General features: G+C 69.4%; 20 protein-coding genes. 13 read left to right on the top strand and 7 right to left on the bottom strand.

Going from position 1 to position 21620, the window contains the following annotated elements; translation table 11 throughout:
* Nucleotides 1–339: 339 nt before the first annotated feature.
* From ACFYR3_RS40070 to ACFYR3_RS40045, 6 genes are all read left to right on the top strand, one after another.
* On the top strand, nt 340–1881 hold the full coding sequence (locus tag ACFYR3_RS40070) for an alpha/beta fold hydrolase (protein ID WP_389287036.1): 1542 nt from the start codon (nt 340–342) through the stop codon (nt 1879–1881).
* Between the two features lie 109 nt (nt 1882–1990).
* The gene (locus ACFYR3_RS40065) at nt 1991–2566 is read left to right on the top strand and encodes an IS607 family transposase (RefSeq protein ID WP_389287034.1); all 576 of its coding nucleotides are present in this window, start codon (nt 1991–1993) and stop codon (nt 2564–2566) included.
* Nucleotides 2563–4023 (top strand): IS607 family element RNA-guided endonuclease TnpB, encoded by a 1461-nt coding sequence (gene tnpB, locus ACFYR3_RS40060; RefSeq protein WP_389287032.1) that lies wholly within the window; start codon nt 2563–2565, stop codon nt 4021–4023. Before ACFYR3_RS40065 ends, tnpB begins: the two co-directional genes overlap by 4 nt.
* A 63-nt stretch (nt 4024–4086) precedes the next feature.
* Nucleotides 4087–4275, top strand: a complete 189-nt coding sequence (locus ACFYR3_RS40055) for a hypothetical protein (protein ID WP_356786892.1) — start codon at nt 4087–4089, stop codon at nt 4273–4275.
* The gene (locus tag ACFYR3_RS40050; protein WP_389287030.1) at nt 4272–4724 is read left to right on the top strand and encodes a pyridoxamine 5'-phosphate oxidase family protein; all 453 of its coding nucleotides are present in this window, start codon (nt 4272–4274) and stop codon (nt 4722–4724) included. Before ACFYR3_RS40055 ends, ACFYR3_RS40050 begins: the two co-directional genes overlap by 4 nt.
* A gap of 168 nt (nt 4725–4892) precedes the next feature.
* Nucleotides 4893–6644 carry an FAD-dependent monooxygenase gene (locus tag ACFYR3_RS40045; RefSeq protein WP_355858572.1) on the top strand — a complete coding sequence of 584 codons (1752 nt, stop codon included), beginning with the start codon at nt 4893–4895 and terminating at the stop codon, nt 6642–6644.
* Nucleotides 6645–6926: 282 nt separating this feature from the next.
* Here the strand turns inward: ACFYR3_RS40045 and ACFYR3_RS40040 are convergent, their stop codons facing one another.
* A complete protein-coding gene (locus ACFYR3_RS40040; RefSeq protein WP_355858569.1) occupies nt 6927–7385 on the bottom strand; it encodes a MarR family transcriptional regulator in 459 nt (152 codons plus the stop codon).
* Nucleotides 7386–7448: 63 nt separating this feature from the next.
* Between ACFYR3_RS40040 and ACFYR3_RS40035 the strand changes: the two genes are divergently transcribed.
* Nucleotides 7449–7817, top strand: a complete 369-nt coding sequence (locus tag ACFYR3_RS40035; protein WP_355858566.1) for a VOC family protein — start codon at nt 7449–7451, stop codon at nt 7815–7817.
* A 218-nt stretch (nt 7818–8035) separates the two neighbouring features.
* On the opposite strand, the gene ACFYR3_RS40030 is transcribed toward ACFYR3_RS40035, so the two are convergent.
* Nucleotides 8036–9289, bottom strand: a complete 1254-nt coding sequence (locus tag ACFYR3_RS40030) for an RNA-guided endonuclease InsQ/TnpB family protein (protein WP_389287027.1) — start codon at nt 9287–9289, stop codon at nt 8036–8038.
* Between the two features lie 51 nt (nt 9290–9340).
* Here ACFYR3_RS40030 and ACFYR3_RS40025 point away from each other — a divergent pair, with 51 nt between their 5' ends.
* The gene (locus ACFYR3_RS40025; protein ID WP_389287025.1) at nt 9341–9475 is read left to right on the top strand and encodes an Arc family DNA-binding protein; all 135 of its coding nucleotides are present in this window, start codon (nt 9341–9343) and stop codon (nt 9473–9475) included.
* 109 nt (nt 9476–9584) lie between these two features.
* On the opposite strand, the gene hemG is transcribed toward ACFYR3_RS40025, so the two are convergent.
* Nucleotides 9585–11063, bottom strand: coding sequence for a protoporphyrinogen oxidase (gene hemG, locus ACFYR3_RS40020; protein ID WP_389287023.1), 1479 nt, complete (start codon nt 11061–11063; stop codon nt 9585–9587).
* A gap of 352 nt (nt 11064–11415) precedes the next feature.
* Between hemG and ACFYR3_RS40015 the strand changes: the two genes are divergently transcribed.
* Nucleotides 11416–12144 (top strand): SDR family oxidoreductase, encoded by a 729-nt coding sequence (locus ACFYR3_RS40015; protein ID WP_355857537.1) that lies wholly within the window; start codon nt 11416–11418, stop codon nt 12142–12144.
* Between the two features lie 104 nt (nt 12145–12248).
* Nucleotides 12249–13127, top strand: coding sequence for an NmrA/HSCARG family protein (locus ACFYR3_RS40010; RefSeq protein WP_355857534.1), 879 nt, complete (start codon nt 12249–12251; stop codon nt 13125–13127).
* A gap of 31 nt (nt 13128–13158) precedes the next feature.
* Here ACFYR3_RS40010 and ACFYR3_RS40005 read toward each other — a convergent pair whose 3' ends face one another.
* On the bottom strand, nt 13159–13776 hold the full coding sequence (locus tag ACFYR3_RS40005) for a DsbA family protein (RefSeq protein ID WP_355857532.1): 618 nt from the start codon (nt 13774–13776) through the stop codon (nt 13159–13161).
* A gap of 221 nt (nt 13777–13997) precedes the next feature.
* Between ACFYR3_RS40005 and ACFYR3_RS40000 the strand changes: the two genes are divergently transcribed.
* From ACFYR3_RS40000 to ACFYR3_RS39990, 3 genes are read left to right on the top strand one after another with little or no spacing between them, the layout of a single operon-like run.
* Nucleotides 13998–15026 (top strand): methyltransferase, encoded by a 1029-nt coding sequence (locus ACFYR3_RS40000; RefSeq protein ID WP_326782989.1) that lies wholly within the window; start codon nt 13998–14000, stop codon nt 15024–15026.
* Nucleotides 15027–15086: 60 nt separating this feature from the next.
* Nucleotides 15087–15518, top strand: coding sequence for a carboxymuconolactone decarboxylase family protein (locus ACFYR3_RS39995; RefSeq protein WP_326782988.1), 432 nt, complete (start codon nt 15087–15089; stop codon nt 15516–15518).
* Between the two features lie 18 nt (nt 15519–15536).
* Complete coding sequence (locus tag ACFYR3_RS39990) at nt 15537–16199, top strand: sulfotransferase (RefSeq protein ID WP_326782987.1); 663 nt, start codon at nt 15537–15539, stop codon at nt 16197–16199.
* 113 nt (nt 16200–16312) lie between these two features.
* On the opposite strand, the gene ACFYR3_RS39985 is transcribed toward ACFYR3_RS39990, so the two are convergent.
* The 3 genes from ACFYR3_RS39985 to ACFYR3_RS39975 form a co-directional block, all read right to left on the bottom strand.
* Nucleotides 16313–18256: a multicopper oxidase domain-containing protein gene (locus tag ACFYR3_RS39985; protein WP_355857527.1), complete on the bottom strand. Its 1944-nt coding sequence runs from the start codon at nt 18254–18256 to the stop codon at nt 16313–16315.
* Between the two features lie 126 nt (nt 18257–18382).
* Nucleotides 18383–20134 (bottom strand): ABC transporter ATP-binding protein, encoded by a 1752-nt coding sequence (locus tag ACFYR3_RS39980; protein ID WP_355857552.1) that lies wholly within the window; start codon nt 20132–20134, stop codon nt 18383–18385.
* A 493-nt stretch (nt 20135–20627) separates the two neighbouring features.
* The gene (locus tag ACFYR3_RS39975; protein WP_389287059.1) at nt 20628–21488 is read right to left on the bottom strand and encodes an ABC transporter permease; all 861 of its coding nucleotides are present in this window, start codon (nt 21486–21488) and stop codon (nt 20628–20630) included.
* Nucleotides 21489–21620 lie beyond the last annotated feature (132 nt).

The raw sequence follows: 21620 nt of genomic DNA, 5'->3' as shown, positions 1-21620 counted from the left end.
CCCCGCATCAGCCCTGGATGAGCCCGAGGACGTCGCCGTCGAGGTCGGTGAAGGTGGCCACCAGTCGGCCGCCGCCGACGTCGGAGGCCGGCTTCTGTACCGTGGCGCCCGCCTCGGCGAGCTTCGCCTCGATGCCGGGGACCTGCCAGTGGACCAGGGCGAGGTCATGCCCGGGTCCGGCACCAGGCCGATGTGCTGCCCCGCGACGTCGTAGCCGACGTAGTGGTCCCCGTCGGTCTGCGGCTCGCTCATCGGTTCATTCTGACTCCAGCAGGTTTCGAGCCGCTTCAAGGACCCCCTTGCCACGCTGTGTGCGCCGTGCATCCAGAAGGGGTATCCATGAAAAAGCTCGCATTGGTAAATGCGGTGATCGTGATCGGCCTGTCGGTTCCGGCCGTCACGCCCGTGGCGGCGGCCGAGGGGGCTGCCGCGCCGACCACGGGAACAATCGACTGGTCGCCGTGTCCTGACATCGACCCGAACCTCGGTGCGTTGCTCAAGGGCCTGGAGTGCGGCTCGGTGGAGGTCCCGCTCGACTACGCCCAGCCCGGCGGTCAGAAGATCAAGCTGGCGCTGACCCGCGCCAAGCACACCGTCACCGACGACCAGTACAAGGGCGTCGTGCTGCTGCACCGCGGCCAGTGGCCCGGCCCGATCAGCCGCGACATGCCCACCCGGTACGCCAAGGGCACGACCGGGCTGGCGAAGGACGTCGGCGCCGCTTACGACTGGATCGGCTTCGACCCGCGCGGCGTCGGGGCCAGCGAGCCGGCGATCGTGTGCGACCCGTCCTACATCAACCCGGTGCTGGCCGACCCCGTGCCGAAGACGGCCGAGGATGAGCAGAACGCCGTGTCCAAGGCCGAGGCGTACGCCAAGAGCTGTGGTGACAAGTACGGCGACCTGCTCAACCACTTCACCACCAAGGACTCCGCGCGCGACCTCGACCAGATGCGGATCGCGCTCGGCCAGGAGCAGATCACCTACTACGGCATCGACTGGGGCGGCTACCTCGGCTCGGTCTACGCGACGATGTACCCGACCCGGGTGAAGCGCATGGTGCTCGACAGCGTGCCCAGCCCCAGCGGCGTGGGGTACCAGAACCAGATGTTCAAGAACATCACGTCCGAGTACAACGGCGGGATCTTCTTCGCCTGGGTCGCCAAGTACGACTCCGTCTACCACCTGGGCACGACCGCCGACGAGGTCGAGGCGAACTACTACAAGGGCCAGGACGCCCTCCGTGCGGCGCCGGTCGACGGCAAGATCGGACCGGGCGAGTGGGCGAACGTCTTCGAGCAGGTCGTCTACCGCAGCTGGACCTGGGTGAGCCGCGCGAAGATATTCTCCGACTTCGTGGTGCGCGGTGACGCGACGGCGCTGCGCGCCGACTCCCCGACCCCGGGCTTCCCTCAGCAGAACCGCGTCGCGATGACCAACGCGGTCAACTGCACCGACGGCCGGTGGCCGAAGGACTGGAAGGTGTGGAGCGCCACCCTCGCCAGCCAGTACGCCGCCGGGAACCACCTCCTGACCTGGAGCAACGGCTGGTACAGCGCGCCGTGCGCGTTCTGGCCGGTGCAGACCCAGGCTCCGGCGCAGGTCGGCAACGGCAGCGCCAACGTCCTGCTGGTGCAGCCGCAGTACGACAGCGCACACGGGATGTTCGGCGCTCTCGACATGCGTATCCGGTTCGCCAACTCCCGTCTCATCATGGAGTTGGGCGGCCACAACGTCGGCTCGGCGCTGTCGGCGAACAACAACCCCTGCCTCAACACCTACGTCAGCGACTACCTGAGGGACGGCACCCGTCCCACCTCGTCGTGGGGCATCGACGCCACCTGTCAGGCGCCCGAGGACCCGGTGCCGCCGACGGCCTGATCCGTCGTCAGCCGGGCCCCGCATGATCACCATGCGGGGCGACAACTGCCATGGATTTCCTAATCATTCATAGTCGTCTCTGGTCAGGCATCTCACGTAGCTTGGTGTTGTGAGGCTTTCGGAGTGGGCGCGTCAGCAGGGCGTGAGCTACCAGACCGCCTGGCGGTGGGTGAGGGACGGGAAGATGCCCGTTCCGGTCCGCCAGGCGCCGTCCGGGACGTGGTTGGTCGACGAGGTTGCCGTCCAGCCGTCCGGGCGCGTGGTGGCGTACTGCCGTGTGTCGTCAGCCGATCAGAGGGCCGACCTGGATCGGCAGGTCGCGCGGGTGGTGTCCGGCGCGAATGGGCTGGGCCTGGCTGTCGCGGAGGTCGTGACCGAGGTCGGGTCGGGGTTGAACGGGCGCCGCCGCAAGCTGCACCGGCTCCTCTGCGACCCGGACACGGCTGTGATCGTGGTCGAGCACCGTGACCGCCTCGCCCGGTTCGGCGTCGAGCACCTGGAGGCCGCGCTGTCGGCGTCCGGCCGGCGCCTGGTCGTCCTCGACCCTGCCGAGATCGCAGACGATCTCGTGCGGGACATCAGCGAGGTGCTGACCTCGATGTGTGCCCGCCTGTACGGGCGGCGGGCGGCGAAGACCCGGGCCGCCCGCGCGGTGGCCGTGGCGACCGGCGAGGACGGCGAGTGAAGAAGTTCCGGCCGCAGCCCGGGTTCGTGGTGCAGGCGTACCGGTTCGCGCTGGACCCGAACGCCGCCCAGGAGAGCGCACTGCGCTCGCACTGCGGTGCGGCGCGCGCGGCGTACAACTGGGCGGTGGGGTGGGTGTCGGCGTCGTGGTGGCAGCGCCGGGCGGAGGAGTCCTACGGCATCCCTGCCGACGGGCTCACCGAGTGGCGGCCGTGGTCGCTGCCCGCGCTGCGCAAGGAGTTCAACCAGGCCAAGAAGACTGACCCGCGCTTCGCTGCCTGGTGGGAGGAGAACTCCAAGGAGGCGTACTCCACCGGTCTGGCGAACGCCGCGGCTGCGTTCGACAACTACGCCAAGTCCAAGCAGGGCAAGCGGCGGGGCAAGCAGCTCGGGATGCCCCGGTTCAAGTCGAAGCACAAGGCGCGCCTGTCCTGCCGGTTCACCACCGGCACCATCCGGGTGGACGCCGACGGACGGCACGTCACACTGCCCAGGCTCGGGGCGATCCGCACGCACGAGTCCACTGGCGGCCTCCTCGCCCGTGTCCAGGCTGGGACCGCGCGCATCCTGTCCGCGACCGTCCGCCACGAACGCGGACGCTGGCTCGTCGCCTTCCAGACCGAGGTCAAACGCGACCTCGTCCGCGTCGCACGGCCCGAAGCCGCGGTCGGCATCGACCTGGGCGTGAAGACTCTCGCGGCCATGGCCGACAGCACCGGTGAGATCCGCGAAGTGTCCAACCCCAGGCATCTGGACAGCGCCCTGAAGGAGCTGCGCCGCGCCTCCCGCACCGTCTCCCGCCGCCGCGGTCCGGACCGCCGGACCGGACAGCGGCCCTCCTCCCGGTGGAAGAAAGCCGACGCCGCCCGCAACAAGGTGCACCACCGCATCGCGAACCTCCGCGCCAACGCCCTGCACAAGCTCACCACCGCCGTGGCCGCCGAATACGGCACCGTCGTGGTGGAGGACCTGAACGTCGCCGGGATGCTCCGCAACCGGCGCCTGGCCCGCAGGATCGCCGACGCCGGATTCGGCGAAATCCGCCGCCAGCTCACCTACAAGACCCGCCAGCGCCACGCCACCCGCATCATCGCGGCAGACCGCTGGTTCCCCTCCCCCAAGACCTGCTCCGGGTGCGGCACAATGAAAGCCAAGCTGCCGCTGCACGTGCGGACCTACGCATGCGACGCCTGTGGCCTGGTCATCGACCGGGACACGAACGCGGCACGAAACCTCGCCGCCCTCGCAGCAACAGCCTGCACGACTGGTACCGGAGTGGCCGGAGACCAGGACACCGCCCCGGCGGTGTCGAAGCCCCGTGGAGCCGACCACAAGACCCGCACCACCCGCCCCCGCCGCAAGACGGGGACGGGGCGGGCAGGTGGCACAACACTGCCGCACCAGCAGCAGACAGAAACGGGAGACCGTCCTCAAGCCGAGCCCCTAACGCTCTGGTGACGTGACGGACCTTCCAGGCAGAAATACCCGGAACGCTGAGACCTGACTACGGACTCAGCAACGGTGCGTGTTCTGCCCCTGCCCAACGGCTTCGTGCGCTTCGCTGTGCACCGGGCACACGACACGATCGGTGTGCGTGCGGCCGTCAGGGCGCTGGCGGCCGTCGCGGCCACCGCGCCGGTGGCCCGTACGACGACCGAAGGAGACCTCCTCGGACGGAGACTCTCCACGACATGGACGGCGGAAGCATGACGGCTGCACCACCGCGTGGGCTCGAAGAGCGGCTGGAGGACACTCGCAAGAGACTGGAGAACGACGTCGATCTCTGGGTCGCTTCGGCGGGTGGTCCGGGCGGCGCCCACCTCATCCCACTCTCGTTTTTCTGGGACGGGACCGCCATCCTCATCTCGACCCCGCGCGGTTTCGTGACCGGTCGCAACCTGCTGGCGGACGGCCGGGTGCGCGTCGGCCTCGGCCTGACGCGCGACGTCGTGATCGTCGACGGCGACGCGGAGCCGGTGGACGTCGCCGAACTCGGCGGGACGGCCGACGCCTTCGCGGCCAAGACCGGGTTCGACCCGCGCGAACTCGACCAGCTCTACCAGTACTTCCGCGTACGGCCCCGGCGCATCCAGGCCTGGCGGGAGGCCAACGAGCTGGCCGGACGCACGCTGATGAGCGACGGCGTCTGGCTCGGCTGAGTACCTGGGAGGAACCCCGGAGGAACCCCTTCCCCCGAGGCACGTAGCCGGCCGGTCACCCGCGCGACCGGCCGGCGGCTTTTCGGAGTCCAGTCGTTCTTGACCAGGGTTGCGGATGACGTTGTCAGGCTGTGCGGGAAAAGCCATCTGAATTCTGGAAGGGCGAACATGACGTCAATCGAGGTTCCGGTCCTGATCGTGGGCGGCGGCGGGTGTGGCCTGTCCGCCTCCGTCTTTCTCTCTGACCAGGGCATCGACCACCTGCTCGTGGAGCGGCACGCGGACACGTCGAGGGTGCCGAAGGCGCACTACCTCAATCAGCGCACGATGGAGATCTTCCGCCAGCACGGGATCCGCGATGACGTCCTCGCGGAGGCGGCGCCGCTGGACAAGTTCGGCAAGGTGCGCTGGGCGACCACGTTCGCTGGTGACGGGCCGATCGACGCTCGCCAGATCCATGAGATGGACGCCTTCGGCGGTGGCGAACTGACGGAGCGCTACGGGGCGGCCGGGCCGGAACTGCCCTCGAAGCTGCCGCAGATGTGGCTGGAGCCGATCCTGCGTCGTCACGCGGAGCAGCGCAGTCCGGGGCGGATCCTCTTCAGCCACGAGGTGATCGACTTCTCCGACGAGGGCGACCACGTCGTCGCCGAGGTGCGCAACGTCGAGACCGGCGAGGTCATCACGGTCAAGGCGCAGTACCTCCTCGGCGCCGACGGCGGCCGCTTCGTCGGCTCCAAGGTCGGCATCGAGTTGCAGGGCCCGCCCAGCAACGTCAACACGACGACCGTGTACTTCTCCGCGGACCTGTCGCAGTGGTGGGAGGAGGGCACGCTCATCACGCACTACCTCAGCCCGGAGGACCCCGACCTCTCCGTCAACCTCATCGAGATGGGTCCGAGCTGGGGCAAGGCCTGCGAGCAGTGGGGCCTGCACATGGCCCCCGGCCCGGCCGGCCGCTGGGACAACGAGACGGTCGTCGACCGCATCCGTGAAGTGCTGAAGGTGCCGGATCTGGAAGTGACCGTGCACAAGATCACGGACTGGATCGTGAACGCGGTCCTCGCCGACAAGTACCGGGTCGGCCGGGTGCTGATCGCGGGCGACGCCGCGCACAAGCAGCCGCCCGCCGTGGGCCTCGGCCTCAACACCGGCATCCAGGACGCGCACAACATCGCCTGGAAGCTGGCTGCGGTACTGAACGGCAGCGCGCCCGAGAGCCTGATCGACACCTACGAGGCCGAGCGCCGGCCCGTAGGCCGCGAGAACGTCGACTGGGCGGTCTCCGCCGCTCAGCACCACCAGGCGGTCATCGACGCCATCGGCGGCGGCCACAACATCCCGGCGGGGCGCCGCGGGCAGCGTCTGGCGGCGTACTTCGACCCGTCCCCGCTCGGCGACACTGTGCGGGCGCGGGCCCTGGAAATATTCGACACCCACCGCGGCGGCTGCCAGTCGTTCGAGATGGAGATCGGCTTCGCCTACGAGGAGGGAGCGGTCGTCTCCGACGGCACCGAACGCCCGGCCCGCGTCCCCATGCGCGACGAGCACACGCCGACGTCGCGCCCCGGCCACCGGCTGCCGCACGCCTGGATCACCCGGGACGGCGAGCGCCTGTCCACCCTCGACCTGACGGGCAGGACCGGCTTCACGCTGATCACCGGCCCGGAGGGGACGGCGTGGAGCGAGGCGGCCGCACGCGTGGCGGAGAAGTTCTCCGTCCAGGTCAACGCGGTCCGCATCGGCGACGGCGCCGAGTACGCCGACGTGGACGGCGGGTGGGAGGCCGTCCGGCAGATCACCGGTGCCGGCGCCCTCCTGATCCGTCCCGACCAGCACGTGGCCTGGCGCAGCACCGGCGCCGGCAAGGACGCGGAGCAGGCGCTGACGGAGGTCTTCGCCACGATCCTGGACCGCTGATGCGGTCAGGGATCCGATCAGGATCCGATCAGAGATCCGGTCAGCGATCCGAGCGCTGACCGGATCTTCTGGTGCCGCGACGAAGACCGCCGCTTCCGCGACGCGGAACGGGCAGGACGAGAAGGGCCGTGCCCGGGCACGGCCCTTCTCGTCCTGCCCGTAAGCGGCTCATCGCAGTAGAGGGTGTAGTCGGGGTCTGTCGGTTTTCGAGGTCGCCGACACGGATTTCAGGCTCGGCTGCATTCCTGTCCGAGCGCGACGAGACGTGCGCCGCGGAACGAGCTATGCACCCTCGTTGTCACCGCGCAGGGAATGGATCATGCTCTGCATGATCCGGAACGCGTCTGACTGCTCGGTCTCGGTCAGGCCGGCCAGCATTCTGGCCTCGACGGACCGGACGGCTGCGCTCGCCTTCTCGAGGCTTCGTCGGCCGCGAGGCGTGAGCCGCGTGGGAAGCACCTTCCCGACGGGTGCCTCCGCAGGCCTGGTCACGTAGCCGTCTCGTTCCAGGGTCTGGAGCAGCACGTTCATCGTCTGCCGTGTCACGAACGCGCCTCGCGCGAGCTCGGAGTTCGACAAGCCCGGTCGTTGGGCCAGCAGCTCGATGCAGGAGTAGTGCGTCACGCTCATCCCGAGCGGCCGCAGCACTTCCTCCATGGCCGCGCGGAGGGCGCTCGACGCTTCTTTGAGCAGGTAGCCCAGTGACGTCTCCAGGTTGACGCCGACACCTTCCTGACTCATGTCAGTATTCTGACATAGTTTGACGCATGTCAGAAAACTGACACGAAAAGAAGGAGCGTCATCATGCCCGCCACCGGCCCCGACTTCATCTCGCTCCAAGTGCGCGGCCTCGACGCTTCGCAGGCGTTCTACGAGCAGTACCTGGGCCTCGTCCGCTCGCCGGCCGGACCTCCGCACGCCGTCGTCTTCGAGACGAAGCCGATCGCGTTCGCACTCCGCGACGTCATTCCCGGCACCGACCTCGCATCCGTCGCTCAGCCCGGCATCGGTGCCGCGATCTGGCTCCACGCCACCGACGTCCAGGCCATCCACGACGCGCTCGTCGCCGACGGTCACACCATCGTCTCCGCACCGATCGACGGTCCCTTCGGTCGGACCTTCACCTTCGCCGACCCCGACGGCTACCAGGTGACGCTCCACGACCGCGCTTGATCGACCAAACGCCACCGGACGATCATCAGCGGTTGCGCCCTGGGCTCGTGCGTGACGCTACCTTCTGCCCTGCTGACCTGACGACGTTCTGCCGGCTGGATGACCTCGGCTTGGAAGTGGTCGGCCAACAGTTGCATCCCGACCACGCCGTGTTGCTCTGTCGATTGACATCCTCCCCCTCTTAAAAGAGGGGGATTCCAACCCATTTGGGTTGGGGTTCACGGACGCTCGACCGCTGTTTGGGCGGTGTCGTCCCTCCGGCACCGGCTGATCGCCGGGGGCGAGGGGATCCCGCCCTGTCCTGCCGCGACGTTGATGGCTGCGTTGGTGTCCGCGTTGCAGGTGAAGCCGCAGAAGGAGCAGACGAACTCGGCTTGGCTCTTGCGCGAGTTCTTATCAATCCATCCGCAGACACTGCACCGCAGGCTGGTGTAGGGGGCGGGGACGTCTTCGACCCGGCCGGGGGCCTTGTGCCCGGTACGTTGGCGCAGCAGGCCCCAGCCCTGCGCGAGGATCGCCCGGTTCAGGCCGGCTTTCTGTCTGACCTGTCTGCCGGGCTGCTCGGTGGTTCCGCTGGCCGAGCGGGTCATGTTCTTGATGTTCAGCTTCTCGAACCGCACCAGACGGTAGGTGCGGGCCAGCATCGTCGAGGTCTTCTCGCACCAGTCCTTGCGCCGGTCGGCCTCACGCGCTGTGAGCCTGGCCGCCTTGGCGTACTCGGCGCTCTTTTGCTCGCTGCCCTTGGGTGCGCGGGCGGCCCGTCGTTGGTGTTTGCGGATCCGGGCGCGTTCCTTGACGGTGAGCTGGGGGCAGTTCAGTTTCCGGCCGTCGGAGAGGGCGGCGGTGATGGCCACGCCCCGGTCGATGCCGATGATCTCGCCCGTGCCGGGCCCGTCGACGGGCGCGGGGACGACGGCGAACGCGATGTGCCACCGGCTGTTGCGCAAGGTGACACGGAAGGTCTTGGCCTTGGGCAGTTCGGGCCGGGTGAGTCGGAAGCGGACCCAGCCGCAGCCGGGCACCTTGACCTGAGCCCACCTGCGGTTGAGCTGGCGCACCACCACCGACCGGCCCATGATCTGCTTTCCGGTCTTTGCGTTGAGCTTCGGTAAGCCGTCCGCCTCGAACTCTCCGATGCGGTCGGTGCCGATGACGCGGAAGCCCTCGTGCACGTGCTTCCTGCGCCAGGTCGGCTCACCAAACCCGGACGTGAAGCGGGCGTTCTTGGCCTGGGCGAAGTCCTTCAACGCCTGTTGCTGCACGTCCGCGTTCCCACTGCCGAGCCACTCGCTCTCGCGCCGGGCCTCGGTGAGTTGGCGGCACTGTTCGGCAAAACCGGGCGCCGCCCTGCGACCCTTGCGCCAGTGCGTGTGCTGCTCGACGGCGAGGTTCCAGACGTACCGGGCGTGCGCACAGTGCAGCAACATCTGCCGCTCCTGCGCATTCGTGGGGTACATGCGGAACTTCGCCATGCCGTCACGGTAATAGCGCGATAACGCCATACCGGCGGAATGTTCAAATTCATGCTTCGTATCCCCAAAGCATTCCACGCCCGGCTCACCGCCCGGGCGGCCGCTGACCGGCGGCCCCGCAACGCCGAGATCCTGCACCTGCTCGAGATCGCCCTCGACGCCGTCAGGGCAGATGAATCGCCCTGACGGCGATTCCTCTGCCCTGCCCTGCTCCGCAGGGGCTCGCATTCACCCCCCGGCCTGAAGGCCGGGGCACCCTGCAAGGAAACGAGAAGGAAACGAGGTGGATTCGGGCTCACACCCCGACTGCGACCGAGTCTGCTGCAGCCTTCTTCACGACGGGGAGGATCTGGTCGACGGCCCTGCGCGAGGTCATCATGCAGACACCGACGCCCACGCCGTCGTACACCGCACCGCAGACCGCGAGTCCGGGCTGGGTCGCCACGGTCTCACGGATCCGCCGCACCCGGTCCACGTGGCCGACGGTGTACTGCGGCAGGGCGCTCTCCCAGCGGCTCACGCGGGACGCCACCGGGACACCGGTCACGCCGGTGGCCTCGGCGAGCTCGGCCGTCGCCAGCGCGACCAGGTCGGCGTCGTCGAGCTGGAGCAGGTGCTCCTCGCCGAACCGTCCGAGCGAGCAGCGCACGATCTCCACCTCGCCCGCCAGGTGCGGCCACTTCACCGTGGTGAACGTGACCTCCTTGACGGCCTTCCCCTCCTCCGCCGGCACCCGGTAACCGGCGTAGCCGCGGCCCGAGAGCCCGCTCGGGAACGCCGTGCGCGGGTAGGCGAGCGTCACCATGGCCACGCTGGCGTACGGCACCTCGGAGAGCGCCGAGACAGCGGAGGACGTACCCGGGACCCCGGCGAGCAGGCTGCCCGTCGGGCCGGCCGGGGTGGCGATGATGACCGCGTCGGCGTCGATGACCTCCGAGTCGGTGGCCGACCCCACGGTCACCTGCCAGCGGTCACCCTTGCGTGTCAGGTCCCGGACGGGGGTCCCGGTGCGCAGGGCCGTGTCCGGCGCGGCGTCCAGCACCTGCTGGACGATCGCCGCGGGCAGCGTGCCGAAGCCGCCCTCGAGGGTGGCGACGCTCACCGGCGGGGGCTTCTCGCCCTCTTGCAGGTGCGGCACCAGCGAGCCGGCCGCGTCCGCGAGCGAGATGTGATCGCGGGACGCCCTCGCCAGCGGGGTCAGGGTGGCTTCGAACGAGAGGTCCGAGGCACGCCCGGCGAACACACCGGCGAGGAACGGCTCGACGAGGCGGTCCACGACCTCCTGGCCGAACCGCCCGCCGACGAAGGACGCGACCGAGATGTCGCCCTTCAGGTCGAACGAGGGCAGCACGAGGTCCTGCTGCGCCCGCTCCACGCCCTCGGCGGACAGCACCCCGGACCGGGCGAGGTCGTCCATGTCACAGGGCACACCCATGAACTGACGGTCGGGCTGGTGCCTGATCGTGCCCCCGGTCCAGATCGCCGACGCGGTGACGGGGCCCGCCGACATGATCTGCTCGCCGAGTCCCGCCTCCTTGATCAGGCCGGTGGTCTTCTTGCGGTTGGCGTACAGCGACTCGGCGCCCTCGTCGACCGCGACTCCTGCCACGTCGGAGACCAGCAGCTTTCCGCCCAGCCGGGACGAGGCCTCAAGGAGCGTCACGCGCACCGGCTCGTTCCGCAGGTGGAACGCCGCCGCCAGTCCCGAGATCCCGCCACCGACGATGACCACGTGGGGCTTGCCGCTCGCCTGAGCCTGTTCGCTCCCAGTCATTCCACCAGCTCCTTCATGGTTACGGTGTCGTAAGGCCCGTACGGCCGGCGCCGAGACAGGCCGTGGGCAGTCTGGCCGAGCGCCCCGGACCCCGGGTGGAGGGCGCCTTGAAGGCGGGCCGAATCTTTCGCGATTGCTCGCCGGTCGGCTGTTCGACCGCGGGCTTTCGGCATTTGAACAGGGTGGTTCGACGGCAGCATCGGAGGTGCCCGGGCATTTGCGTTTCGTACCGTGAACGTATTAATTCATTGCTTAAAAACCGGGCGCAGGATGTTCCGCTCGCCGCCTCCGCGTATCCGGCGAATTGGCGTTCCGGAGGCATTGGAACCTGGACCTCACGAAAGGGAAAAACGTGCCGTTCGAGAAGGTCGCGCTCATCACGGGCGCCAACAAGGGCATCGGGTTCGCCATTGCGCGGCAACTCGGCGAGCAGGGGATCACCGTTCTCATCGGCGCCCGGGACGAGGTGCTCGGCAAGCAGGCCGCCGACGCGCTGGCAGACGAAGGCGTCACGGCCGTGCCGCTCCGGCTCGACGTGACGGACCCGGCCTCCGTGGGGGAGGCGGCCCGCGAGATCGAGCGGCGGTTCGGGCGCCTGGACATCCTGGTGAACAACGCCGGCATCGCGGGCGGCTTCACCGGGACGCCCAGTGAGGCGACCGCCGTCGACCTGCGGGAGGTCTTCGAGACCAATGTGTTCGGGGTGGTCACCGTGACCCACACGATGCTGCCGCTGCTGCGCCGTTCCCCGGCCGGCCGCATCGTCAACCTGTCCAGTCACGTGGGCTCGCTGACCCTGGCCTCGGCTCCGAGCGGCCCTCTGGCGGGCCTCAACATGATCGCCTACCAGTCCTCGAAGACCGCCCTGAACGCGGTGACGTTCGCGTACGCGAAGGAGCTGCGGGAGACCCCGATCAAGGTCAACGCGGCGCTCCCCGGAGTGGTGGCGACCGACATCAACCAGAACCGCGGGTTCCGGTCCCCCGCCGAGGGCGCGGAGATCGCCGTCCGGCTCGCCACGCTGGACGAGGCCGGCCCGTCGGGCCAGTGCCTGTCCGACGACGGCCCCGTTCCGTGGTAGCGCGCAACGTCACCATCTTGCGAGGGACCTCGGCCGTTCGCGGCCATCACACCTGACAGCCGGGCCGGGCAAGGACCGGCGGGCACACAACATGGAGGCAGACAGTGGCGGTTGCAGAGACGATCCTGGTGACAGGCGGCACCGGCCGGCAGGGTGGGGCGGTCGCCCGCGACCTGCTGCGGCGGGGTTTCTCCGTGCGCGCCCTGGTCCGCGATCCGCAGAAGGCGCAGGCGCGGGCGCTGGAGGAGGCGGGCGCGGTCCTCGTCCGCGGTGACATGGACGACGAGGCGTCGCTGGCGGCGGCGACGGAGGGTGTGTACGGGGTCTTCAGCGTGCAGACCTTCCGGGGCGCCGGCGGCGTCGAGGCCGAGATCCGCCAGGGCAAGGCGGTGGCCGACGCCGCGGTGCGGGCCGGGGTGAAGCACTTCGTCTACAGCTCGGTCGGCGGTGCGGACCGGGACACCCGCGTCCCGCACTTCGAGAGCAAGCTGGTGGGTGAGCAGTACCTGGCGACGCTCGACCTGCCGACCACGGTGCTGCGGCCGGCGATGTTCCACGACATCCTCCTCGACATCGCCCCCCGCGCGAGGCAGGGCGAGCTCGTCCTGGCCATGTGGCTCGACCCCGAGACCTCGGTGCAGATCATGGCGACGAGCGACATCGGCGCCTTCGCCGCGGACGCCTTCGAGAACCCGCAGGAATGGATCGGCCGGACGGTCGACATCGCCAGCGACGAGCTGACCGGGCCGCAGATGGCCGCGGCGTTCGAGGCCGTCTCCGGCATCCCGACCCGCTTCCAGCAGCTGCCCATCGAGCCGCTGCGCGCGGGTCGCCCGGACCTGGCCAACATGTTCGACTGGTTCGAGCGTGACGGTTTCCAGGCCGACCTGACCGAACTGCGCAAGAGCAGGCCGAACCTGGTCTCCGTGGAGGCGTGGCTGAAGGACAACTGGACCGCCCCGGCGGTCGCGGCCCGCGGCTGACGCCCGAGCCGGCCGTGGTGGACGCCGGGGCTCAGGCGAAGATCGGGTTCCGGGTCCGGGTGCGCTTGAGCTCGAAGAACCCGTCGGTCTCGGCCACCGCGAGCACGCCGTCCCAGAGCTTCACCGCGGCCTCCCCCCGCGGTGTGGGCGTCACCACGGGTCCGAAGAAGGCCACCCCCCCCACGGCGATGACGGGGGTGCCCACATCGGTGCCGACGCGGGCGATGCCGTCGTGGTGCGAAGCACGCACCGCGCTGTCGAACGCGTCGGACCCGGCCGCGTCGGCCAGGGCGGGATCGAAGCCCGAGGCGGCCAGGGCCGCCTCGTAAGTGGCCCGCTCCTTGGGCGCCTTGTCGAGGTGGAACCGGGTGCCGAGTTCGGTGTAGAGCCGGCGCAGCGCCCCGGGTCCGTACGTGTGCTCGGCGGCGGCGCAGACCCGTACCGGCTCCATTCGCAGGGCCAGGTCACGGTGCCAGCGCTCGTCCAGGTCCGCGCGTCCCTCGTTGAGCAGCGTCAGGCTCATGATGTGCCAGCGGATCTCCAGGGGCCGTCGCTCTGCGACCTCAAGGACCCACCGGGATGTCATCCACGCCCAGGGGCAGCTCGGGTCGAACCAGAAATCCACCGGGGTCGGGGTTTCGTGTGCCAACGTCGGCCTCCTCAAGGCGATTGCGAGTTCGCGGTCGGCACAGCCTGACAAGCGGGGTCGGATTCCCGGTTGAGTGTTAGTAGAGGTGGGCTCCGTTCAAACGCGAGAATTCCCCGGTTGAACATTCTTGTCAATGACGTGAGAAACTTGGCCGGTTGCGGCGGAGAGAAGCGTCGACTTATCGTCTGGAATCCGAGAAAAGACACTCTGAGGGGAAAGCGATGTCCGCATCGGCCGAGGTCCGCGACCAGTCGGATTCCTACGCGCTGCTCGAATTGATTCAGGGTGCCGTCATCACCCAGGCGATCTCCGTCGCAGCCCGGCTCGGCATCGCCGACGTGCTCGCCGACGCGCCGCTTTCCGCCGAGGACATCGCACTGCGGGTCGAAGCCGACCCGCGGGCGACCCACCGGATCCTGCGCGCGCTGTCCGGCCACGGAGTCTTCGCGGTCCGTCCGGACGGGCGGTACGAGAACACGGCGCTGTCCGGCAAGCTCCGCGAGGACGCTCAGGACTCGATGCGGAAGTTCGCCCAGCTGATGAGCCACCCCCTGCTGCACGAGGAGTGGGGCCACCTGCTCACCACCGTGCAGACCGGCGAGGCCAACCTGCCCAAGCTGCGCGGCATGAGCACGCTGGATTTCTTCCACGCGAACCACGCCTACGCCGCCGCGTTCTTCCAGGCGTTCGGCAAGGTCTCGGAGTCGGAGACCGACCCGGTCCTGGCCGCCTACGACTTCTCCCGGTTCCGCACCGTCGTGGACGTCATCGGCGGCCGCGGCTACCTCCTGGCGGGGGTCCTCCAGCAGGCGCCGAACGCCAAGGGCGTGCTGTACGACTTCGAGATCGCGACCGTGGACTCGGCCTCGCTCTTCGAGGAGGCCGGCGTCGCGGACCGCTGCACCGTCGAGCACGGCGGCTACCTCGGCAAGCTGCCGAAGGGCGGTGATGCGTACCTGTTCAAGCGCATCATCCACAACTTCTCCGAGGAAGACGCTTTGACCGCCCTGCGCAACGCACGCGAGGCGATCGGCCCCGACGGCAAGCTGCTCTGCATCGAGTACCTGCTCCCCGAGAACAACGAGCGCCACATCGGCCACACCATCGACCTCTGGCTGATGCTGATGATCGGTTCCCAGGACCGCACCCTCGCGCAGTACACCGAGCTGTTCGCCAGGGCGGGCTTCAAGATCAGCAGGGTGATTCCCACCGCGTCACCGATCTCGATCATCGAGGCGATCCCGGTCTGACGGCCCTGTCCGGCGTCCTCTCACCTTCCAGCGCACCGCTATCACACAGGAGAACTCCCGATGGCTCAACGGATGGGCAACCCCTCCCTGGTCGTTCCCGGCGCCCTGCAGCCCCTGCTCGACCTGTCCGAGGTCATCGGCAAGGTCGGCGTGCCGCAGTCGACCCTCGACTTCATCCGGCTGCGCGTCGCCGCGCTCAACGGCCGGGTCTACACCTTCCCGGCCGAGCCCGCGGACAAGCGTCTGCCCCTGGTGGACACGTGGCGGACCGAGCCCTCCTTCACCGACGCCGAGCGCGCCGCCCTGGAGCTGGCCGAGGCCGTCACCGTGCAGACCGACGCCCGGAGCGCGCCGTCGGACGAGGTCTGGGCGAACTCCTCCAAGCACTACACCGACGTGCAGCTCGGCGCCCTGATCATGCACATCAGTCTGGTCAACTTCTGGAACAGGGTGAACGTCGCCACCCACCAGGACGACGCGGTCTGGCGCTGAGGAAGAGGAGACATCACCGTGTTGAAGCTCATCAACGCCGGCCTGGGCCGGACCGGCACGACATCACTCCAGGTGGCCCTGGAGCGGCTCGGCCTCGGGCCCTGCTTCCACATGTTCGAGATCGTCGACGACGAACAGCGCCTCGCCCAGTGGGAGCGGATCATCTGCGACGGCGAGCGCCCCGACTGGGCCGCGCTCTACGACGGCTACACCTCCGCGGTGGACGGTCCCTCCACCGTCTACTACCAGCAGATCAGCGAGGCGCTCCCCGGGACCAGGGTGGTCCTCACCGTGCGCGACGCCGAGGGCTGGTACAAGAGCACCTACGACACGCTGTACCAGTTCGCGCTGCGGACCATGGAGCACCCGCCCGAGCCGGGCTCCCGGCAGGCCCGGCTGTTCCGCGTCGTCAACGCCCTGGTCTGGGAGGGCCTCTTCGACGGCCGGTTCTCGGACAAGGACCACGCCATCGAGGTCTACCACCGGCACACCGAAGACGTCGTGCGCGCCCTCGGCGCGGACAACGTCCTCGTGTACGACGTGCAGCAGGGGTGGGAGCCGCTGTGCGCGTTCCTCGGGGTCGAGGTTCCCGACGAGGAGTTCCCGCGCGCCAACAGCTCCGAGGAGATGCGTCAGCGGATAGCCCAGGCAGCCGGCGCCGGCCCGGTCCCTGCCGGCTGAGTCAGCGAGTCCCGGCACCACGACGAGAACGGCAGCCGGCGTCCGAGGACGCCGGCTGCCGTTCTCGGGTTCCGGGCGCGCCCCGTGGGCCCGCGCCGATCACCGGCGCGGGCTCACGGCATTGCGTGTGTGTGGTTGCCGCCCGCGTGCAGATGGACGGCCGGCGACACCACGAGGGGCCGCACCATGTGCTGCTCGTGCTCCAGCATGTGGCAGTGGTGGACGCCCCTGCCGACGACGGGGAACCGGACCGCCACGGTGACCAGCTCGCCCAGCGTGGCGTTCGGCGTGATCTGGCCCGCCGTACCCACCCGGATGACGTCCTTCTCTCCGAGCTCGTGCGCTTCCAGCACCCCCGCGGCCTTGAACGCGATGGGCCTGGCCGAGCCGCGGGTGGCGCGGTCGAACCCGGTGATGTCGTAGTTCTCGCGGGACTGCACCTGGAAGTGCGACAGATGGATGTGCATGGGGTGCGGGGACGCGGCGAGGTTGAGGTACTTCCAGATCTCCACGCTGCCGAGCGCGGCGGTGAACGTCCTGCCGTCGTCGTACGCCATCGCCGTCCTGCGCAGCGTCTTGACGGTGCCCTCGGCGTCCCGGACCTGGACGGTCCCGGGGGACGGGAACGTGATCCCCGCCGGGTCGACCTCCTCCATCTCCCACAGCTCGGGAATGTTCGTCGAGCCGGGACCGACCACGACCACCCACCGGGGGGCGACGTCGTGGGGCAGGTCGTCGTGGGTGAGCCGCTTGAACGTGGGCGAGATGACCTCCGGCAGCACAAACCGGTTGGACGGGCTCCGGTCCGCGACGCGGAACTGCATCACGTCGGGCTCCAGCAGGTCGTTGGGCCTGTCGGAGGCACCGGGCGCGATGCCCTCCAGCGTGTTGACCAGCTTCAGGGCCCGCCCCCGGAACGCGCTGAAGTCGATCAGTACGTCGGCGCGCTCGCCGGGGGAGAGGTTGAGCGCCCCCTCGACGGTCAGCGGCTCGTCGATCAGGCCCTGGTCGGTCCCGATCACCCGCAGCGCACCCGGGACGGGCCGGCCGTCCGACAGCAGCATCAGCCGGTATATCCGGGAGTTCGCGGCGTTGACGATCCGGAACCGGTACCAGCGCGGCGCGACCTCCAGGTACGGCCAGACCACCCCGTTGACCAGGGTGTAGGGGGCCGCGTGGGTACGCATGAGCCGCTGCGGGCCGATCATCTCCACCTTGTGGACCAGCCGGCCGGCGAGGGCACCGGACTCGTCCACGTCGAAGTTGCGGTCGCTGAGGATCAGCGGCACGTCGCGGGCACCGTCGGGCAGGTCGAGCGCCTCCTCCTCCTCGTTGCGGGAGAGGAACAGGCCCGCGAGCCCGGCGTAGACGCTGAAGCGGCTCACGTGGTGGGTGTGGTCGTGGTACCAGAGCGTGGTCGCGGCCTGGTTGTTCGGATAGGCCGACAACTGCACGTCGCCCGGACCTATGAGATTCTCCATCCAGCCGTCGTTGCCGCCGCCGGTCAGCATGCCGTGCAGGTGCACCGCGGCCCACGGCGCCAGGTCCGACACGTCGGGGACCACCTGGGTTCCCGACGTGCCAGGGTAGTTGGAGAGCGGGTCGGGTGAGCGGCCCGTGGTCGAGCCGAAGTCGACGGCCTTGACGGGGATGTTGCCCGTCAGCTGGTTCTCCCAGACGATCCGCAGCGGACGGCCGCTGACCGTCCGGATCGTCGGGCCCGGGTAGACGCCCTCGTACGTCCACATCGTCACCGGCGGCATCTCCGAGTGCACGGTGACGTCGGCGGTGCGCATGCGGACGGTCAGCTCGTCATGGTCGCCGCGGTCGCGGGGGCGCAGCACCGGCGGGACCCGCAGCGGATCCCTGAACTTCGTCAGCTTCAGCTCGGGTGCCGTCGGCTCGGGCCCGCCGGCCGTCACGGCGGCCGCACCGTCTGACCTGAAGAAGGGGGCGGCGGTCACCAGGGTGCCCAGCCCGGCCATGGCGCCGTAACGCAGCAGCGTGCGGCGGTTCGGCCCGGACGGCTCGAATGTCTCGGAAGTCGTGGGATCCATTCGCCCGACGGTAGGGGCGGCCGCTCTCGTCGAACTCGAGCTCGGCTCCAGGACGTGCCTTGCCGGCAGGGCCCGGCGCCGGTGGACGGCCCTGCGACTTCGGCAGGGCCGTCCGGGAGGCGGATTTCAGACCGCTACAGGCTCGGTGTCCCGGTTGATGAGCGTCGCGTAGTGGCCACCGCGCAGGAGCAGCTCGTCGTGGGTGCCGCGCTCGGAGACCCGGCCCCGGTCCAGCACGATGATCTCGTCGGCGTTGCGGACGGTCGACAGCCGGTGGGCGACCGTGATGGTGGTACGGCCCACGCTGGCCGCGTCGATGGCCTTCTGTACGGCCTGCTCGGTATGGGTGTCCAGGGCGCTGGTGGCCTCGTCGAGCACCAGGATCGGCGGGTCGCGCAGGATGGTGCGGGCGATCGCCAGCCGCTGCTTCTCGCCGCCGGAGAACCGGTACCCGCGCTCGCCGACCACCGTGTCGTAGCCGTCGGGCAGCAACATCAGATAGTCGTGGATGTGGGCGATCCGCGCCGCCGCGAACAGCTCCTCGTCGGTCGCGTCGGGCTTGGCGAACCGCAGGTTGTCCGCGACCGTGGCGTGGAACAGGTACGTCTCCTGGGAGACGACGCCGACCGCGGCCGTGAGCGTGTCGAAGGACAGGTCGCGTACGTCGACCCCGTCGATCGTGACGGAACCGGACGTGACGTCGTACAGCCGCGGGATGAGGTAGCTGAGCGTGGTCTTTCCCGAGCCGGTCTCTCCGACGATCGCGAGGCTGCGGCCCGCGGGGACGGTCACGTCGACGCCGACCAGCGTCGGCTGCTCCGTTCCCGCATAGGAGAAGCCGATCCCCCGCATGCGCACCTCCCCCCGCAGGGCGGCCGGCTCGACCGGCCGCTCGGGCTCGGCGATGTCAACGGGCAGGTCGAGGTACTCGAAGATGCGGCCGAACAGCTCGAGAGAGCCCTGGATCTCGATCCCGACGGTCAGCAGCCGCTGCGCCGGGCGGAACAGGCTCTGCTGGAGGGACGTGAACGCGACCAGGGAGCCGATGGAGATGGCCATGTGGCCGTTGTTCGAGGTCAGCCCCGAGACCCAGTAGATCATCGCCGGCATGGAGGCTATGACGATCCAGATCGTGGACTGGTACCACAGGCCCGCGGTGGTGACGCGCACCTCGACGTCGGTGAGCTTGCGCGACTGCCGCGCGAAGTTGTCGGTCAGGGAGTGCGAACGGCCCATGGTGTGGCTGAGCAGGATCCCGCTGATCGACAGCGACTCCTGCATGGTCGACGACAGCTCGGCGAGCTGCCTCTGCCGGTCACGGGTGATGTTCCGCCGCTGGTTCCCGACGCGACGGCTCACCAAGGCGAATGCCGGAAGCATGAGCATGGACGCGAGCGTCAACCGCCAGTCGAGCAGGAACATGGCGGTGGTCGCGGCGATGACGACCGTCACGTCGGACAGCAGCGCCGTGGCGGTGGTCGTAATGGTGACCTGCATCCCGCCGATGTCGTTGGAGATGCGCGACTGCACCTCGCCGGTACGGGTGCGCGCGAAGAAGGCCAGCGACATCCGCTGGAGGTGGGAGTACACCGCCGTGCGCAGGTCGTGCATGACGAGCTGGCCCACCGTGGCCGATACGTGCGTCTGCCAGACGTTGAACGAGCTGGTGGTGACCGACACCATGATCATGCCGAGGGAGAGCAGGGACAGCAGCCCCAGCCTGTCCTGCGGCAGCGCCGTGTCCATGATCTCGCGGATCAGGAACGGGTTGACGAGGGCGACCAGGGCGGAGCCCGCGACCAGCAATACGACGGACAGCAACTGCCTCCGGTACGGGCGGAACAGCCCGAGGATGCGTCGCAACTGGCCGTCTTTCATCAGTGCCTGGGGACGCGTGGTGCCCGAGCCGGCGCTGCTCACCCTGGCCTCCTTCTCTTGTTGGTCAGTTCCAGTCGACAAAACGCAGGACGACCCGCGGAGTTGAAGCCGCCGGGGCCCCGCGCCGGAACGAGAGCCGTGGACACGGGCATGTGCCGCGGCGTGGTCACCAGATCCAGGTCGTGCCTATCCCAGCTGTCTGATCAGTGCCGTCCATTGGGCGAGCTCCGCTTCTGACAGCGGTGGCACGCACGGCTGGTCGGCAGGCAGGGCGGCGGATTCCTTCCATGCGCAGGGGGGACACATGCCGCTCCACGCAAACCCCGTCCACATCACGCCTTCGCCCAATGTCTTCCATGGAAATCGCCTGGCGGACCTGGGCATCGCGCCCATATCGATCTCCGTTCGTAGGGGAACCGCCCGAGGTCATCTTGTGCAACGGTGCTCAACACGACGTCGGGACCGTGTCGAGTTCCGCTGGAGGACGGGCGCCTCAGCGCGCGGCCAGCAGTCCGCGGCTGCGCAGCACCCGGCGCTCCAGCGGGCTGAAGAACAGCAGGTCGATGGCGACGCCGACGACGAAGATCAGGATGATGCCGAGCAGCACACCCGGCATGTCGGAGAACTCCCGCTGGTTCTGCAGGTAGCGGCCGAGGCCGATCCCCAGATCGGGGGAGGAGGCGATGAGCTCGGCGGCCATCAGCGACCGCCAGGAGAACGCCCAGCCCTGCTTCAGACCGGCCAGGTACCCGGGCAGGGCTGCGGGCAGCAGCACGTGCCGGGCGCCGCGCAGACCGTTCGCACCGAGCGTACGACCGGCCCGTAGGAACAGCGGCGGCACCTGGTCGACCCCGGCGATCAGGCCGTTGGCGATCGAGGGCGCCGCACCCAGCAGAATCACGGCGTACATGGCCGAGTTGTTGATGCCGAGCCAGATGACGGCGGCGGGCACCCAGGCGACCGAAGGCAGCGACTGCAGGCCCGTCAGCACCGGCCCGATGGCGGCCCGTATCGGCTTGACCCGGGCGACGAGCAGGCCGATCGGCGTACCGATCGCGACGGCCGCCACGAAGCCTGTGACGCCGCGCCAGAGGCTGGTCCAGATGATGGAGAACAGGGTGCCGTCGCTCCAGAGGAGCGTGAGCGCGTGCCACACGTCGGCCGGACTCGACAGCTTCTCGGGGCTGGCCAGGTGCAGGCTGTAGGCGAGCTGCCAGAGACCGGCGACCAGCACGACGCCCAGGATCGGCGGCAGCACTTTCGCCCTCAGTACCTGGCTGAACGAGGCGCGCTGCGCGTGGCCGGCCTCCAGTGCGTCCAGGCCGGCCCCCAGTGCGTCGAGGCCGGCCCCCAGCGTGTTGAGGCCGGCCCCCGCGCCGTCGCGGGGGGGGGGGGGGGCCCCCCCCGCGGGGGCGGGGGGGGCGGCGGGGGGGGGGGGGCCCCCACCCCCCCCCCGGGGGGGGGGGGTGTGTGGTGACCCCCCCCC

It is taken from the genome of Streptomyces sp. NPDC005784 (genome assembly GCF_042871525.1).
Classification (GTDB): Bacteria; Actinomycetota; Actinomycetes; order Streptomycetales; family Streptomycetaceae; genus Streptomyces.
This window is presented reverse-complemented; position numbering and strand designations above follow the sequence as displayed.